General features: G+C 58.7%; 15 protein-coding genes. 3 read left to right on the top strand and 12 right to left on the bottom strand.

Annotated features, from left to right (window positions below; all coding sequences use genetic code 11):
- Nucleotides 1-8: 8 nt before the first annotated feature.
- The gene (locus ACUTJJ_RS09900) at nucleotides 9-758 is read right to left on the bottom strand and encodes an SDR family NAD(P)-dependent oxidoreductase (RefSeq protein WP_209090381.1); all 750 of its coding nucleotides are present in this window, start codon (nucleotides 756-758) and stop codon (nucleotides 9-11) included.
- An 88-nt stretch (nucleotides 759-846) separates the two neighbouring features.
- On the opposite strand from ACUTJJ_RS09900, the gene ACUTJJ_RS09895 reads away from it, so the two are divergent.
- Entirely contained in the window at nucleotides 847-1,191 is a 345-nt protein-coding gene (locus ACUTJJ_RS09895) for a winged helix-turn-helix transcriptional regulator (RefSeq protein ID WP_419188607.1), read from the top strand.
- Between the two features lie 429 nt (nucleotides 1,192-1,620).
- Here ACUTJJ_RS09895 and ACUTJJ_RS09890 read toward each other — a convergent pair whose 3' ends face one another.
- The 9 genes from ACUTJJ_RS09890 to ACUTJJ_RS09850 all read right to left on the bottom strand — a co-directional run bounded on the left by ACUTJJ_RS09890 (nucleotide 1,621) and on the right by ACUTJJ_RS09850 (nucleotide 9,928).
- The gene (locus ACUTJJ_RS09890) at nucleotides 1,621-2,115 is read right to left on the bottom strand and encodes a 2'-5' RNA ligase family protein (RefSeq protein ID WP_077224591.1); all 495 of its coding nucleotides are present in this window, start codon (nucleotides 2,113-2,115) and stop codon (nucleotides 1,621-1,623) included.
- A gap of 304 nt (nucleotides 2,116-2,419) precedes the next feature.
- Complete coding sequence (locus tag ACUTJJ_RS09885; RefSeq protein ID WP_209090383.1) at nucleotides 2,420-3,391, bottom strand: alpha/beta fold hydrolase; 972 nt, start codon at nucleotides 3,389-3,391, stop codon at nucleotides 2,420-2,422.
- Between the two features lie 183 nt (nucleotides 3,392-3,574).
- The gene (locus ACUTJJ_RS09880) at nucleotides 3,575-4,465 is read right to left on the bottom strand and encodes a LysR family transcriptional regulator (protein WP_063947472.1); all 891 of its coding nucleotides are present in this window, start codon (nucleotides 4,463-4,465) and stop codon (nucleotides 3,575-3,577) included.
- A gap of 72 nt (nucleotides 4,466-4,537) precedes the next feature.
- On the bottom strand, nucleotides 4,538-4,843 hold the full coding sequence (locus ACUTJJ_RS09875) for a hypothetical protein (protein WP_063947474.1): 306 nt from the start codon (nucleotides 4,841-4,843) through the stop codon (nucleotides 4,538-4,540).
- Nucleotides 4,844-4,868: 25 nt separating this feature from the next.
- Nucleotides 4,869-5,333 carry a nuclear transport factor 2 family protein gene (locus ACUTJJ_RS09870; protein WP_063947477.1) on the bottom strand — a complete coding sequence of 155 codons (465 nt, stop codon included), beginning with the start codon at nucleotides 5,331-5,333 and terminating at the stop codon, nucleotides 4,869-4,871.
- A gap of 71 nt (nucleotides 5,334-5,404) precedes the next feature.
- Nucleotides 5,405-5,953 (bottom strand): carboxymuconolactone decarboxylase family protein, encoded by a 549-nt coding sequence (locus tag ACUTJJ_RS09865; RefSeq protein ID WP_209090385.1) that lies wholly within the window; start codon nucleotides 5,951-5,953, stop codon nucleotides 5,405-5,407.
- A 124-nt stretch (nucleotides 5,954-6,077) separates the two neighbouring features.
- Nucleotides 6,078-8,135, bottom strand: coding sequence for a 2Fe-2S iron-sulfur cluster-binding protein (locus tag ACUTJJ_RS09860; protein WP_445542016.1), 2,058 nt, complete (start codon nucleotides 8,133-8,135; stop codon nucleotides 6,078-6,080).
- Between the two features lie 60 nt (nucleotides 8,136-8,195).
- Complete coding sequence (locus ACUTJJ_RS09855) at nucleotides 8,196-8,807, bottom strand: glutathione S-transferase family protein (RefSeq protein WP_445542015.1); 612 nt, start codon at nucleotides 8,805-8,807, stop codon at nucleotides 8,196-8,198.
- 200 nt (nucleotides 8,808-9,007) lie between these two features.
- The gene (locus ACUTJJ_RS09850; protein WP_445542021.1) at nucleotides 9,008-9,928 is read right to left on the bottom strand and encodes a LysR substrate-binding domain-containing protein; all 921 of its coding nucleotides are present in this window, start codon (nucleotides 9,926-9,928) and stop codon (nucleotides 9,008-9,010) included.
- Between the two features lie 98 nt (nucleotides 9,929-10,026).
- Between ACUTJJ_RS09850 and ACUTJJ_RS09845 the strand changes: the two genes are divergently transcribed.
- The gene (locus tag ACUTJJ_RS09845) at nucleotides 10,027-11,442 is read left to right on the top strand and encodes an aldehyde dehydrogenase family protein (protein WP_209090389.1); all 1,416 of its coding nucleotides are present in this window, start codon (nucleotides 10,027-10,029) and stop codon (nucleotides 11,440-11,442) included.
- A gap of 113 nt (nucleotides 11,443-11,555) precedes the next feature.
- Here ACUTJJ_RS09845 and ACUTJJ_RS09840 read toward each other — a convergent pair whose 3' ends face one another.
- Entirely contained in the window at nucleotides 11,556-12,086 is a 531-nt protein-coding gene (locus tag ACUTJJ_RS09840) for an SDR family oxidoreductase (RefSeq protein WP_233282519.1), read from the bottom strand.
- A 78-nt stretch (nucleotides 12,087-12,164) separates the two neighbouring features.
- Between ACUTJJ_RS09840 and ACUTJJ_RS09835 the strand changes: the two genes are divergently transcribed.
- Nucleotides 12,165-12,623 carry an RrF2 family transcriptional regulator gene (locus ACUTJJ_RS09835; RefSeq protein ID WP_063947488.1) on the top strand — a complete coding sequence of 153 codons (459 nt, stop codon included), beginning with the start codon at nucleotides 12,165-12,167 and terminating at the stop codon, nucleotides 12,621-12,623.
- Between the two features lie 6 nt (nucleotides 12,624-12,629).
- Here the strand turns inward: ACUTJJ_RS09835 and ACUTJJ_RS09830 are convergent, their stop codons facing one another.
- Nucleotides 12,630-12,845: an MGMT family protein gene (locus ACUTJJ_RS09830; protein WP_209090391.1), complete on the bottom strand. Its 216-nt coding sequence runs from the start codon at nucleotides 12,843-12,845 to the stop codon at nucleotides 12,630-12,632.
- Between the last annotated feature and the right edge of the window lie 14 nt (nucleotides 12,846-12,859).

Below are 12,859 nucleotides of genomic sequence, written 5' to 3'. Positions count from 1 at the left end.
TCCAGATCCTAAATCTGCGCTGCGCCACCGTCAGCAAAGACTTCGCCGCCGGTCATGAAGCTGCTATCTTCTGAAGCAAGAAAGAGGGCGACAGCCGCAATCTCTTCGGGATTTGCAACCCGGCCGAGCGGAATCTGTGCCGCTAGACCTTGAAGCAGCGCAGACTCCTCTGCAGGTGTTACCAGACCCTTCAGACCAGGTGTCTCCGTGGCGCCGGGCGATAGCACATTAACCCGGATACCCGACCCCTTAAGATCTAAGGCCCAGCTGCGGGCAAAGTTGCGGATTGCTGCCTTTGTGGCGCTGTAGACGCTGAACGCTGCAGTTCCCATAGAGCCGGTTGTCGATCCGGTTAAGATGATCGATCCGCCCCTCTGCATAAGCGGAAGTGCTTTCTGCACGGTGAACAACGTCCCTTTGACGTTGACGTTGAATGTCTGATCGAAAGACGCCTCGTCGATCGCTCCGAGCGGGGCGAATGTGCCTAAACCTGCATTCGCGAAGAGGATGTCAATTCGCCCGCTCTTCTCCCGCACCGTTTCGAACAACCGATCGAGATCGTCCAGCCGCGACACATCGCCCTGTACAGCCGTCACTCCACCACCAATAGCTTCAACCGCCCTGTCGAGTTCCTCTTGACGGCGGCCGGTGATGAATACTTCGGCGCCCTCTGCAACGAACCGCTTCGCTGTCGCCAGACCGATCCCACTGTTTCCGCCTGTGATGACGGCAATATTGCCTTGAAGTCTGCCCATCAAAGTTACCTTTCATAATGTCGTATGAAAACAAGATAGACATCCGCTTTCAATGTTGCGAGTATGCACCTTTTGGTAAGTAGGGAATTTCATGATGGTTACGTCCAATTTCGTCTGCGGGCTCGACGCCTCACTCGCTGTCATCGGCGGAAAATGGAAGCCGTTGATCCTGTTTCACCTCGCTCACGAAGCTCGACGTTACGGCGACCTCAGGCGCGCTGTCGGTAACGTCAGCGACAAGATGCTCATCCAGCAGCTTAAAGAACTAGAGGCCGACGGGATTGTTGATCGGCACAACTTCAAGGAAATCCCCCCGAAAGTGGAATACTCACTTACACCGTTCGGCGAGACGCTCGCCGAGGCGCTGAAGCCACTTTGTGCCTGGGGAACGCAGCACATGACGGAGGTTGAGGCACTGATGTGGCGTCGAACCTGAGGTGTTGGAGCTCGGCGACCGATGCGGCGCAGTTTGCGCTTAATGGTTGATCTGGTCGTGGAACAGATCAAACGTGGAATCGATCTACATGGCAACTCAAGGCTTAGAGGCAGAGGATTGGGAGACGCGTCTGCCGCCAACGTTGAAAATCCAATGTGCCCATCGGCGTCAGATGTTGACTCGAAAGTCGTAAAGCTTACCTGATCAGCGTTTGCGTTGTCAGATTGATCGAGAGGCCGTCTTCGCCTTTATCGAGGCGGACAATCCCTTAGCTGCCAGCCGAATTTTCTCCCACGCAAGCGGTTCCGTGGCAGGTTTTTCTTTGTGGCTCCTGTTCGCAATGGAATGCGCAGCAATCCGGAATTCCTCTAAGCCAAATATTCCCGGTTCGATCCAAGGCAGCTTAAGAGCCCTGACAGTTATAGTGACCTACTCGACGAGCGGCACGGTAGCTTGGCTTGCCCAAGGGCCGCCAAGATACCGCCAAAGATCGAGCCCCACGATCTTGATGTCGTGCGGACAAAAACTGTCGGTAAGTTCACGATGAAGCCTGTTTGCTTGGGCAACGGGGGCTTTGTTTTGAACCGTAATATGCGGCCGCCAGGTCCGCATGTCCTGCAACCCCAACCAATGAACAAAATCAGCGCGCAGGGCATTGCGAATCGCGTTCAGGTCAGGACTGTCAATCGCGAAAGCAACACCGGCCCCTAGATGACGGATGCCGCTAATGCGGGCGGAAATCGCGCGCGTCTTCTTCGCAACGGACTGAAGGCTTTCTACGATCGTCTCGACATGTTCGCCCGGCAGCCGATGAAACATCGTCAGATGCGCCCGTAAAAAATTCCTCTCTGGCGGAAAATGTTTCTGGCGAAGCAGATCGAATGGAACAAGGTCATGCTCCGCAATCCGGGCTGTGAGTATCATTGGATGGCATGTCTTCATATCGGCGGCCCGGCCTCGTCAGGAAAAGCGGAATCTGTCAGAAAGGCATCTGCTGGGTGGGGACGGCTGTAGTGGATTGCTCAGTTTCTCCTCTCCGCAAAGCTCCGTCTGGACGCTGAAGCAAATATCCGCGTCGCGGTCGCTCGGCGCAACCGCCTGCGTTCACAGACACCCCCCTTTCCGGGCGTTGATGAAACAACGTGACGTCGCCACTGCGACATCGAAGGCTACTGACGGGTGAGGCTTCCCGCAACCACTTTGGCAGTTGCGGGAAGCAAGCGGCGTTTCACTTGGCGATATTGCGGTCGAGGAAGCTCCGGATCAATGGCGCCATCTCATCCAGTTTGTCTTCAAGCGCAAAATGTCCCGTGTCGATCAGATGGAACTCAGCCTCGGGAAGATCGCGCAGATAGGGATGCGCGCCTTCTTCCGGGAAGATCTGGTCGTTCTTGCCCCAGACGACCAGCGTCGGCGGCTTGCGGTCGCGGAAGAAGGCCTGAATCTGCGGATAAAGAGTCAGGTTGGTGCGGTAGTCGTAGAACAGGTCGAGCTGTATATCCTTGTTGCCAGGCCGATCGAGCAAAGCCTGGTCGTGGACCCAGTTGTCGGGGCTGATGCGGGTCAGGTCCCTGACGCCATCGGTATACTGGAACTTGGTCGTTGCAGGCGCGACAAGCACGTCGAGCGCTTCGCGATCCTTCTTCGCGCCCGACGTCCAGTAGGCGCGGATCGGGTTCCAGAAATCACGAATGCCTTCATCATAGGCATTGCCGTTCTGGACGATCAGGCCGGTGACGCGGTCGGGATACTTGAGCGCCAGCCGGTAGCCGACAGGTGCACCGTAATCCATCACATACATCGAATATTTGGTAGCACCGAGCTTGGTCAGCAGCGTATCGACGATATCGGCATAGTGGCCGAAGGAATATTCGAATTTTGTGTGATCAGGCGCATCGCTCTGGCCGAAGCCCGGATAGTCAGGGGCGATTACGCGGTAGCGATCTGCGAGCAACGGGATCAGGTTGCGAAACATGTGGGACGATGTCGGAAAGCCGTGAAGCAGAACGACGACGGGGCCGTCTGCGGGGCCGGCTTCGCGATAGAAAACGTTGACGCCATCGATCTTCATGGAGCGATTATGGATCGTTGCAGGCGCCTGGTGCGTGGCGGCGGGTGTTTCGACGAAGGCTATCGTGGCTGGAGCGGAAGCAAAGATGCTGGCGGATGCGAGAAGCAGTACGGCGAGAGTACGAGACATTTCGGTTCTCCTCAGGAGTGGTTGCGGGCGGCTTCTTGCCTGCGACCACCATCGCTCTTTCTGCCTGGAGGGAGAATGTCCATATTAGACAAGGGATTATTGCATCTGACGATATGAGTGTGACGGAATGATCGTGCCAAGAGCGACTTGATTGCCCACTATTTGAGCCTTGAAAGCCAAATATCAATTCAAAAGCCGGTTCTCGCGTAGTCTGTTTGCAGCCATATCGACGAAGGCGCGGACCTTTGCTGGAGCATGCCGTCCTTCAGGATGGAGTATATGAATTGGCAAAGCGGGTTCCTCGAACTCGCTGAGAACGATCTGCAGTTCTCCAGCGACGAGGGCTGGACCGATCTGATAGTTGAGAACCCTGGTCAGACCCCATCCCTCACGCGCGGACTGTATCGCTGCTTCGTTGGTATTGCATTGCAGAGCCGCATCCACGGATACGCGCAGATCGTTGCCAAACTTCCATTCCGGTGAGGCCCAGGCGGCGGTTGATGCAGCGATGCGGTGGTCTTTGAGATCGTCTGGCGATTTCGGAACGCCGTAGCGCTCGAAATATTTCGGCGAACCGCACATGACGCGACGCACACTGCCTACCTTGACGGCAGAGAGATTTGAATCCGGGAGATGGCCGATACGCACAGCGACATCGATCCCTTCCTCCACGATGTTGACCGGTCGATCGATGAACAGCGTCTTTGCTTTCATCGTCGAATAGGTGTCGAGGTACTCCGTCACGATCGGAAGGACGAACATTTGTCCGAAGAGCGCTGACGCGGTTATAAATAGAGTTCCTGCCGGCGTCGCGTAGGAACCGCCAGCAGCCGCCTCTGCTTCGGCGATATCGGCAAGGATCCGGCGGCAGTCTTCAAAATAACGAACGCCAGCTTCGGTCATCTTCACCGAGCGGGTGGTTCGCACCAGGAGGCGCGCGCCAATCAGGTCTTCGAGCGAGGCAACGGCACGTGTGACAGCCGGTGCGCTCATGAACATCTGGCGTGCGGTATCCGCGAAACTTTCGGTTTCGGCGACCTTTACAAAGATCCTCATTGCCTGCCACCGATCCATCCGCGTCCCCAATCACGTTTGTTTCCAGCACCTTAAGTGCTCGGGACCGAAGCCTCAAGAGGCAACTGAGGTTCAGGCGGTCTGCGCACGAAGAGAAAGTGCGAGGCATTCTATTTCCTCGCAGGTTTCCTCGGAAATGCCAGCGCGTATTGCGCGCTGGCGCGTTTCGCGACAGGCATCCAGAGCAAGTGACACAGCGATCGACGTATGGAAGTCGAAGCTTGAACCGCGCCTTGCCACGTCCATCTCGGCGCCGGTCATGCCAAGGGCACGGCCGGCTTCTTCCTGTTTTGCGAGCAGAGGCCTGCTCGCATTGTACCCCGTGTGGGCCAGCTCTATCGAAAGCCTTACGCGAGGATCGATTGGCGACCCACCCATTGTTTCATCTCCTCGGGTTAAGGTCTTAGAAGCCGAAGTCGCTGAGGCCCGGATGGTCGTCGGGCCGACGGCCCAGCGGCCAACGAAACTTTCGGTCTGCTTCGGCAATCGGGTGTTCGTTGATGCTGGCATGACGTTCCCGCATCAGGCCATCCTCGGCAAATTCCCAGTTCTCGTTGCCATAGGCGCGGAACCACTGGCCGCTGTCATCGCGATATTCATAGGCATACCGGACGGCGATACGATTGCCGGTGAAAGCCCAGAGTTCCTTGATGAGGCGATAGTCGAGCTCCTTGTTCCACTTGCGGGTCAGGAAGGCCTCCGCCTCGGCGCGGTTCTTTGCGAACTCGGCGCGGTTGCGCCAGCGCGTATCGAGCGTGTAGGCAAGTGCTACCTTTGCAGCATCGCGACTATTCCAGCCATCTTCGGCAAGGCGGACCTTTTCGATGGCGCTCTCTCTGGTGAATGGGGGAAGCGGGGGACGGGACATGAAAAGTTCCTCTGAGGTTGATGGTCGTGGGGCGAGAGGCGGTACGTCCAGCACCGCCTCCAGGCCAAGCATTACGCAGCTGCGCGATCGATGCGGGGAAAGTCGATCTCTGTGTCGAGGGCCTCATTCACATAGTTCGTGAAGGTGTTGAGTGCGACATGGGCGATGATCTCGACGATTTCCGCGTCGCTGTTGCCGGCATCGCGAACCTTGGCGATTTCCGCTGGCGCGACGGAACCACGAGCCACCGTCAGTGCCCGGGTAAATTCCACTGCGGCGGCTGCCTTGGGATCGTTCGAGGTGCCGCGGCGGTTGGCGGCAATCTCGCTTGCGTCGAGCTTGGCGAGTTTCGTGCCGGTGAAGGTGTGGGCGGACAGGCAGTAGTCACAGCCGTTGGCTTCAGCCATCGCAAGCGCGATGCGTTCGCGCGTGGCAGGCTGGAGCTTGCCCTTACCGAGTGCGCCCTGAAGCGAGGTCAAGCCCGTCAATGCGGCAGGACTGTTGGAAACCAGCCGAAAAATGTTCGGAACGGATCCGATCTGCTTCTGGATGGTCTCGAGGATCGGGCGAGAGGCTTCCGGAGCGTCTACGATGGTGACCGGGGTAGGAATGCGTGACATTGTATTCTCCTTTTCGGTTGAGAGAGACGTTGCTCTCTTCAGATTGAATATGATCCAGCGGAACTGATCGCTGAAGATCGAAAGGGGACAAGGGACTGTTACGCTGAACGCAGCAATCACCCCCCTAGACAGCGAGCTGCAGGCCGCCTTCCTGTTCGGCTGGAACGGCGCAGCAGAGCAGCACTTCGTCGGCGCCGATCTTCGCGGTGGGCTGCTTGACATAAGCGACGGCACCCTTTTCGAGCTTCGTCCGGCACGTCCCGCAATTGCCCTCGCGGCAACTGAATTCTGGCTCGAGGCCTCGCGCCTCGGCGAACTCCAGGAGAGTGCCGGAACCAAGTGTCCACCGTGCTTCTTTCAGGGAGATGGTGAATATGACCGGCACCGGTTTATCCGACGGCTGCGCGGCGGGAGATATCATGGCTGGTGCAGCAAGCCCCGTGCGGATGAGCGACGACGGACCGAAGGCTTCCGCCTGGATACGATCGTCAGCGATGTTGAAAGCCCGCAACCCGTCATAGAGCTCCTGCGTGAACTGGGCAGGTCCGCAGAGATAGAAATCATAGTCGTTGAAGGGGAGAAACCGCGTCAGCATCGCCATATCGATCCGCCCCGCAGCGTCGTAACCCCTGCCCTCTTTAGCATCCGTGGTGTCGCTGAGCACCCTGACCAAACGCACGCCCCCCTTTGTCGCACCGATAAGGTCCGCTATCTCCTTGTCGAAAGGTCGATCTGCCTTGGAGCGCGCCGCGTAGAACAAGGTGACCGGGCGGACACGCTGCTTGCGGAGCCCCTCATAAACGATATGACGGAGCATCGCGAGCAGCGGCGTGATGCCGACGCCGCCTGCGAGAAGAACCGCCGGACGGGTCGACCGGGCGTCGATGCTGAAGTCTCCGGCCGGCGCGCGCACCTCGAAGACATCGCCAACGGCGATGCGATCATGGAGGAACTGAGATACCCGACCATCGCGCTTCACGCTGATGCGGTAGATCCCATCGGAAGGCGCAACAGAAAGCGTGTAGGTGCGGATGACCGCCTTATCGTCGCCGGGCAAGTTGATACGAATTGGCAGATGCTGACCGGCCACGTGAGGGAGGAGCCCGGCGCCGTCGCCAGGCAGCAGATGGAAAGACTTGATCGTCGAGCTTTCATCGACGATCGCAGTAACGGTCATTGGCCGCCAGCTCGTGGCAAGCTCCGCGGCACGAATTCGGTCGGCCGCTTGGCTCCAGCTCCCTGTCATAAGGGAGCTCGGCGACCAGCCGTCCTTCTGGAAAACCCATCTCAAAGCCAATGCGTTGCGGCGGCGAACAATGCGCGTCGGCTTGAACGTCCAGAACCGCTCGGCGCCCTGGAAAGCGGCGATCTCCGGCGAGTCGAAAATGACTTCGGCTGTCCCGGTCATCTGCAACATGTCGCCCGAGTTGAAGTCCACGAACAGAAGTCCTGCTTTCCCGTTTAGCAGGATGTTGCCGAGCGTTGCGAAGAAGAGGTTTCCATCGAAGTCGGGGATCGTCAGGACGCCATCGTCGCCGATGCGGACAAACCCGGCATTGCCGCCGCGATGGGAAACATCCACCTGACGTCGATCTTCGCGATCCACATAGGACGCAACGAAAAAAGCATCGGCTTCCTGGATGATCGCGCGTGCTTGATCATCGAGCCCAGCCAGTTCTTCCACCTCACCCTGGAACGGTGCTCCCGGCTGACGCTCAAACGCGAAGTCGCGCAGCTGAATGTAGCGCGGACAGTTTCCGAAGCTCTGGTCGACATCGACGCGGAAGCCGCCGTCGATCGTCGAGACAAAACCATTCATGCGGTTGCGACGACGTGTGTGCATCTCGATGCCGAGGAGACCGATCGGCAAGCCGTCCGCCAATCCTTCGCTTGCCGGGTCGCTCGGATCGCGGTGGGAAGCAATGTCGAGCACGACGGGCGAAGGTGACGACATGAACCCCGGCTCACCTTCCACGAACGTGGCCCAGGCGTCTCCGGCCCGGTCGACACTGCCAAGGACGATGAACGGCAGTTGCGTATAAAAATCCCGGTGCTGGTCCGGCATGAAATCGCGAATTACACGCTGACCGACTGAGGCCATGCGTTCCTTTACGCCGAGCTTTTCCTGGATAAAGGTCTCGCCTTCATGCCACGTCGGCAGTTTTGTGAGGGTCATGGACATCTGCGTTCTCCAGGGGAAAGAGGCGAAGGGCGCGCGACGTATCGCACACCCTGTCGAGGTTCAGGCGGCAAGGCCGACCTGCGTTTTGACGAAGTCGACGAAGCCCGGAAGTTGTTCGACCCGACGCAAGAGAGCGTTCACGGACGGATAGGCGCTGAGGTCGACATTGCCTTCCGGGGCGCGCGCGACGTAGCTGTAGATCGCGACATCGGCGATCGTCGGGTGATTGCCCACCAGCCATTTCCGCCCTTCTAGCTGGCTCTCGATCCGGCCAAGGATGGTGTGTGCACGGCCAATGACCTCTTCCGGATTAAACTTGGCGCCGAAGACAGTCACCAGGCGGGCAGCAGCCGGTCCGTAAGCGATCTCGCCTGCCGCAACCGAAAGCCAGCGCTGGACCTCAGCCGCCCCTTTTGCGTCTTCCGGAAGCCATTCCGTCCGGCCTGCCTTCTTGGCGAGGTAGACCAGGATCGCGTTGGAGTCGGAAATGAAGACATCGCCATCCGCAAGCACCGGTACTTGCCCGAAGGGATTCATTTTGAGGAAGTCGGGCTGCTTGTGGGCGCCAGCCTTCAGATCAACCTCGACCAGCTCGTGGGGGAGCCCGATCAGCGAGAGGAAAAGCCGGGCACGGTGCGCGTGGCCTGACAGCGGATGGTGATAAAGTTTCATGTGATCGCTCCTGATTGAAGGTCGGGTCCGTTCCCGATCCCATGCGCAAAGGATGCAACGGGCGATCAGCGTGCTGAATACTCATCTTTGACAGTGCACCGTTACGCTGGACGCAACAGTGTCTGGAGCCGGTCCGCGTGGTGAGCGTGACGGATGGGCCTTAAAGCCTCCTGGTTACCGGAGAGTTGGCGAGAGATGCCTCAGCCCTCAGGCAAGGTCTCAATGTGGCTGCCTCGCCGAACGTCCCTGATGAGATCGACGAACCGCCGCAGTTTGGCGGGGATATTTCGTCTTCCGGGATAATAGAGGCAGAGCCCCGGATAGGGTGGGGTCCAGTCGGCAAGAACCTGCTCCAGCCTTCCAGCAACGACGTCCTCCAATACCTGCCATTCATTCAGATAGGCAAGTCCGGCTCCTTCCCGAGCCGCCCGGAGCATCAGGTCGCTGTCGTCGAGCGTGAGCTTGCCAGGAACGTCGAGCATGAAGCTCTTTCCTCGCTTTTCGAACTCCCAGCGATAGAGCGTGCCGCTCGCCATTCTCGCCCGAATGCACTCGTGGTTCTGAAGATCTGCAGGGACCTGCGGCTTTCCATGCTGACGGAAATATTCGACCGAACCAACGATGGCCGGGCGGACGCTGTCGCCGATTGGGACCACGACCATGTCGGGCGGAACGGCTTCCCGAATCCTGATCCCGGCATCGAAACCTTTGGCATTGACATCGACCAGCGCGCCTTCGGTTACTATCTCCACCGACATCTGCGGGTTTCTCCGCATGTATTCCAGGATCAGCGGCGCCAGGATCATCCGGGTCGCACCCACCGATGTGTTGATGCGCAGGGTACCGGTGGCTTCCGCACGATGCTCGTTGACATTCTCAACGGCGTTGCGAATTGCCTCCAGCGCAGGACCGACGCTCGCCACGAATTGCTCGCCTGCGGCGGAGAGGACCACACTCCGCGTAGAGCGGTTGAACAGTCTGACGCCCATGCGCGCCTCCAGCGTAGCGATCTGCTGGCTGAGCGAGGACGACGAGATCCCAAGCTCGCGCGCTGCAACCCGAAACCCGCCTCTGGAAGACACAGCGAGAACAGCTTCGAGTTCGGCGAGGGAGCCACGCATCATTGTCCGTAATCCCTTATCAGGCTGAGCGATTTTCGCGAGCTTATCAGGACAATGGAGAAATGCCAGATAAGCCTGACAGTCGAAAGGAGTTTCAAATGCGCAACATCGACAAGATCTACATCGAGGGTCGGTTCATCACGCCAAAGGGCACCGAAACGAGCGATCTCCATAATCCGTCCACGGAGGAGAAGATCGGCACGGTCCGGCTCGCCGGCGTAGAAGATGCACAAGAAGCCATTGCCGCTGCGAAGCGCGCCTTTCCCTCGTTCTCACGCACGTCGAAGGCCGAGCGCATCGAGATGCTGAAGCGCTTGAACGCCGTGGTCGGCGCGCGTGTTACCGATCTCACCGAAGCGATGTCGCTCGAATATGGCGCTCCGCAGACCTTCACACGGTTCGCCATTCCCCATGCTGCCTCTAGCTTTCTTACCATGGCGTCCGTTCTGGAGGACTACGAATTCGAGCGCCAGATTGGCCGCGCCCGCGTGGTCATGCAGCCGTCTGGTGTCGCCGCGGCCATCACCCCCTGGAACAGTAATATCGGTTTCATCGCCTCGAAGCTCGCAACCGCGATCGCCGCCGGTTCGACCATCGTCATCAAGCCGAGCGAGATGAGTGCAATCCAGACGCAGATCCTGACGGAATGCCTGCATGAAGCGGGTCTGCCGAAGGGTGTCTTCAACATCGTCAACGGGTATGGCAATGTCGTTGGCGCGGAACTCAGCCGGCATCCAGACATAGCAAAGGTGACCTTCACGGGCTCAAGCGCCGTTGGTAGGGAAATCATGCGAAACGCGGCCGAGAGCTTCAAGCGCGTCACGTTGGAACTTGGCGGCAAGGGGCCGAACATCATCCTCGACGATGCCGATCTTGACGTTGTCATTCCTGCCGTACTGCGGATGGGCTTCATCAACAGCGGTCAGGCCTGCATCGCCGGCACTCGCATTCTGGTTCCGAGCCAGCTGCTCGATGACGTCCTGGTCCGGCTGAAGCAGGAGATCGAGACGCTCAAGGTCGGCGCTCCCAATGATCCCGACGCGATGATCGGGCCGATGGTGAGCCGCAAGCAGTACGATCGCGTCCAGTCCTACATCGAACTGGGAACGCAAGAAGGCGCCCGTGTCCTGACCGGTGGTATTGGGCGACCCGCCGGTCTGGATCGTGGCTGGTTTGCGAGGCCGACGATCTTTTTCGACGTGGACAACCACATGAGGATCGCACGCGAGGAGATCTTTGGTCCGGTCCTCTCGGTCATCGCCTACCGTGACGAAGACGAAGCCGTGTCCATCGCCAATGACACCCCGTACGGCCTCCAGGCCTATCTGCATGGTAACGATCTCGGGCACATGCAGGCGCTTGCGGATCGACTGGACAGCGGGCGGGTGGTCATCAACGGCGCGCCGCATGAGCCGCTCGCGCCCTTTGGCGGATTCAAGCAGTCAGGGATCGGTCGAGAATACGGCGTGTTCGGTCTTGAGGCGTTTCTGGAGCCGAAAGCCGTTATCGTTTGATAAGCTGAGATTGAGCGGACCGCATCACGGAGGGAACTCCGCAGCCCATACGCGCCCAAATTTCGCTTTATCACCTACAGGATTGAGCGGCGAGACACCGCCCGTATCGATGCTCAGGCACTGATGCCGTCGTAGACGAGAATGCCTGAACCGGTGATGTAGGCTGCACCGGGGTCCGCGAGAAAGGCGACGGCCTCTGCGACTTCTCCGGTTTTACCATATCGAGCAATCGACAGGTTTGGCAGACTAGCGGCTGCGAGCGGGCCACCGGCAGGGTTCATGTCAGCATCAAGCGGACCTGGTCGAACCAGATTGTCGGTAAGTTCACGAGAGCCCATTTCACGTGCGAGACCGCGCGTGAAGCTTTCCAGCGCAAACTTGGTGGCGGCATAGACCGCGATCCCCGCGAACGGCACAACCAGACCCGCATTGCTGCCGCTACTGATGATGCGACCTCCGTTAGGGATATATTTCAGCGCTGCATGGGTGATCAGAAAGAAACCCCGAACATTGACCCTCAGCTGCAGATCGATCTCCTCCAGTGGCTGCGTGGAGAAATCACTTGCGAAAAGGACGCCAGCATTATTGACCATAATATCACGGCCGCCGAAGTGGGCGTGCGTTAATAGGGTTGCCGTCGTCATCCAACAGGCGAGACAGCGCCGCTTGCGCTTCTGCACTAATCGAATGGGGTGCACGGATCGACCGTGACGAAATCTTTTTTGAAGCTCTCGCTCTACAGCGACTACGCGATGCGCGTGATGATTCATCTTGCGGCCAAAGATGATGACCTGACGTCAATCAGGCAGGTTGCAGCCATCTACGACATATCCCAGAATCACCTGATGAAAGTCGTCCAGGATCTTGCCAGCGCGGGCTTCATCGAGGCGGTCCGAGGTCGAAAGGGCGGCATTCGACTAGCGCGGCCCGCTGACCAGATCAACCTCGGATCGATCCTCCGCCACACCGAGAAGCTGACAGACCTCTTCGTCTGCGATGGATGCATCATCGCGCCTGCGTGCGGCCTTCCCGTCGTTCTCAAAGAGGCGACGGCGGCGTTTGTAGGCGTATTCGACCGGTACACTTTGGCCGACGTGGCTCGCAGGAAGTCCAAACTTGCCGCGCTGCTTTCGATTATTACGGATGCGGCCCCGGCTGGCTTGTCGACCCGCCGTCAGTAGAAGCGACTAGCGGTCCGCAACCACGACTCGTTCCCTCCTTAGGAACTCATATTCACGATCAATCCCCCAAGTGTAGCGGAAGGCGGAGCCGTCGCTCTCTGTTGCGCGATGGCAGGGGATCGCCACTGGCAGAGGATTGCTTGCGAACACGTTGGCGACCGCTTTCTCCCTTCCTGTTCCCAATTCTATAAGCCAACTCTTGGTAGAAATCCGGAGACTCACCGCTCTAAGTCTCT

The organism is Agrobacterium sp. DKPNP3, assembly GCF_052686535.1.
The sequence above is the reverse complement of the archived record's forward strand: the minus strand, read 5'-3'. Positions and strand labels throughout refer to the sequence as shown.

Bases quoted from the DNA above. Each gene is read 5' to 3' on its own strand.
- ACUTJJ_RS09895 (WP_419188607.1), top strand. From the start codon at position 847: ATGATGGTTACGTCCAATTTCGTCTGCGGGCTCGACGCCTCACTCGCT.
- ACUTJJ_RS09890 (WP_077224591.1), bottom strand. From the start codon at position 2,115: ATGATACTCACAGCCCGGATTGCGGAGCATGACCTTGTTCCATTCGAT.
- ACUTJJ_RS09885 (WP_209090383.1), bottom strand. From the start codon at position 3,391: ATGTCTCGTACTCTCGCCGTACTGCTTCTCGCATCCGCCAGCATCTTT.
- ACUTJJ_RS09880 (WP_063947472.1), bottom strand. From the start codon at position 4,465: ATGGATCGGTGGCAGGCAATGAGGATCTTTGTAAAGGTCGCCGAAACC.
- ACUTJJ_RS09875 (WP_063947474.1), bottom strand. From the start codon at position 4,843: ATGGGTGGGTCGCCAATCGATCCTCGCGTAAGGCTTTCGATAGAGCTG.
- ACUTJJ_RS09870 (WP_063947477.1), bottom strand. From the start codon at position 5,333: ATGTCCCGTCCCCCGCTTCCCCCATTCACCAGAGAGAGCGCCATCGAA.
- ACUTJJ_RS09865 (WP_209090385.1), bottom strand. From the start codon at position 5,953: ATGTCACGCATTCCTACCCCGGTCACCATCGTAGACGCTCCGGAAGCC.
- ACUTJJ_RS09860 (WP_445542016.1), bottom strand. From the start codon at position 8,135: ATGTCCATGACCCTCACAAAACTGCCGACGTGGCATGAAGGCGAGACC.
- ACUTJJ_RS09855 (WP_445542015.1), bottom strand. From the start codon at position 8,807: ATGAAACTTTATCACCATCCGCTGTCAGGCCACGCGCACCGTGCCCGG.
- ACUTJJ_RS09850 (WP_445542021.1), bottom strand. From the start codon at position 9,928: ATGCGTGGCTCCCTCGCCGAACTCGAAGCTGTTCTCGCTGTGTCTTCC.
- ACUTJJ_RS09845 (WP_209090389.1), top strand. From the start codon at position 10,027: ATGCGCAACATCGACAAGATCTACATCGAGGGTCGGTTCATCACGCCA.
- ACUTJJ_RS09840 (WP_233282519.1), bottom strand. From the start codon at position 12,086: ATGACGACGGCAACCCTATTAACGCACGCCCACTTCGGCGGCCGTGAT.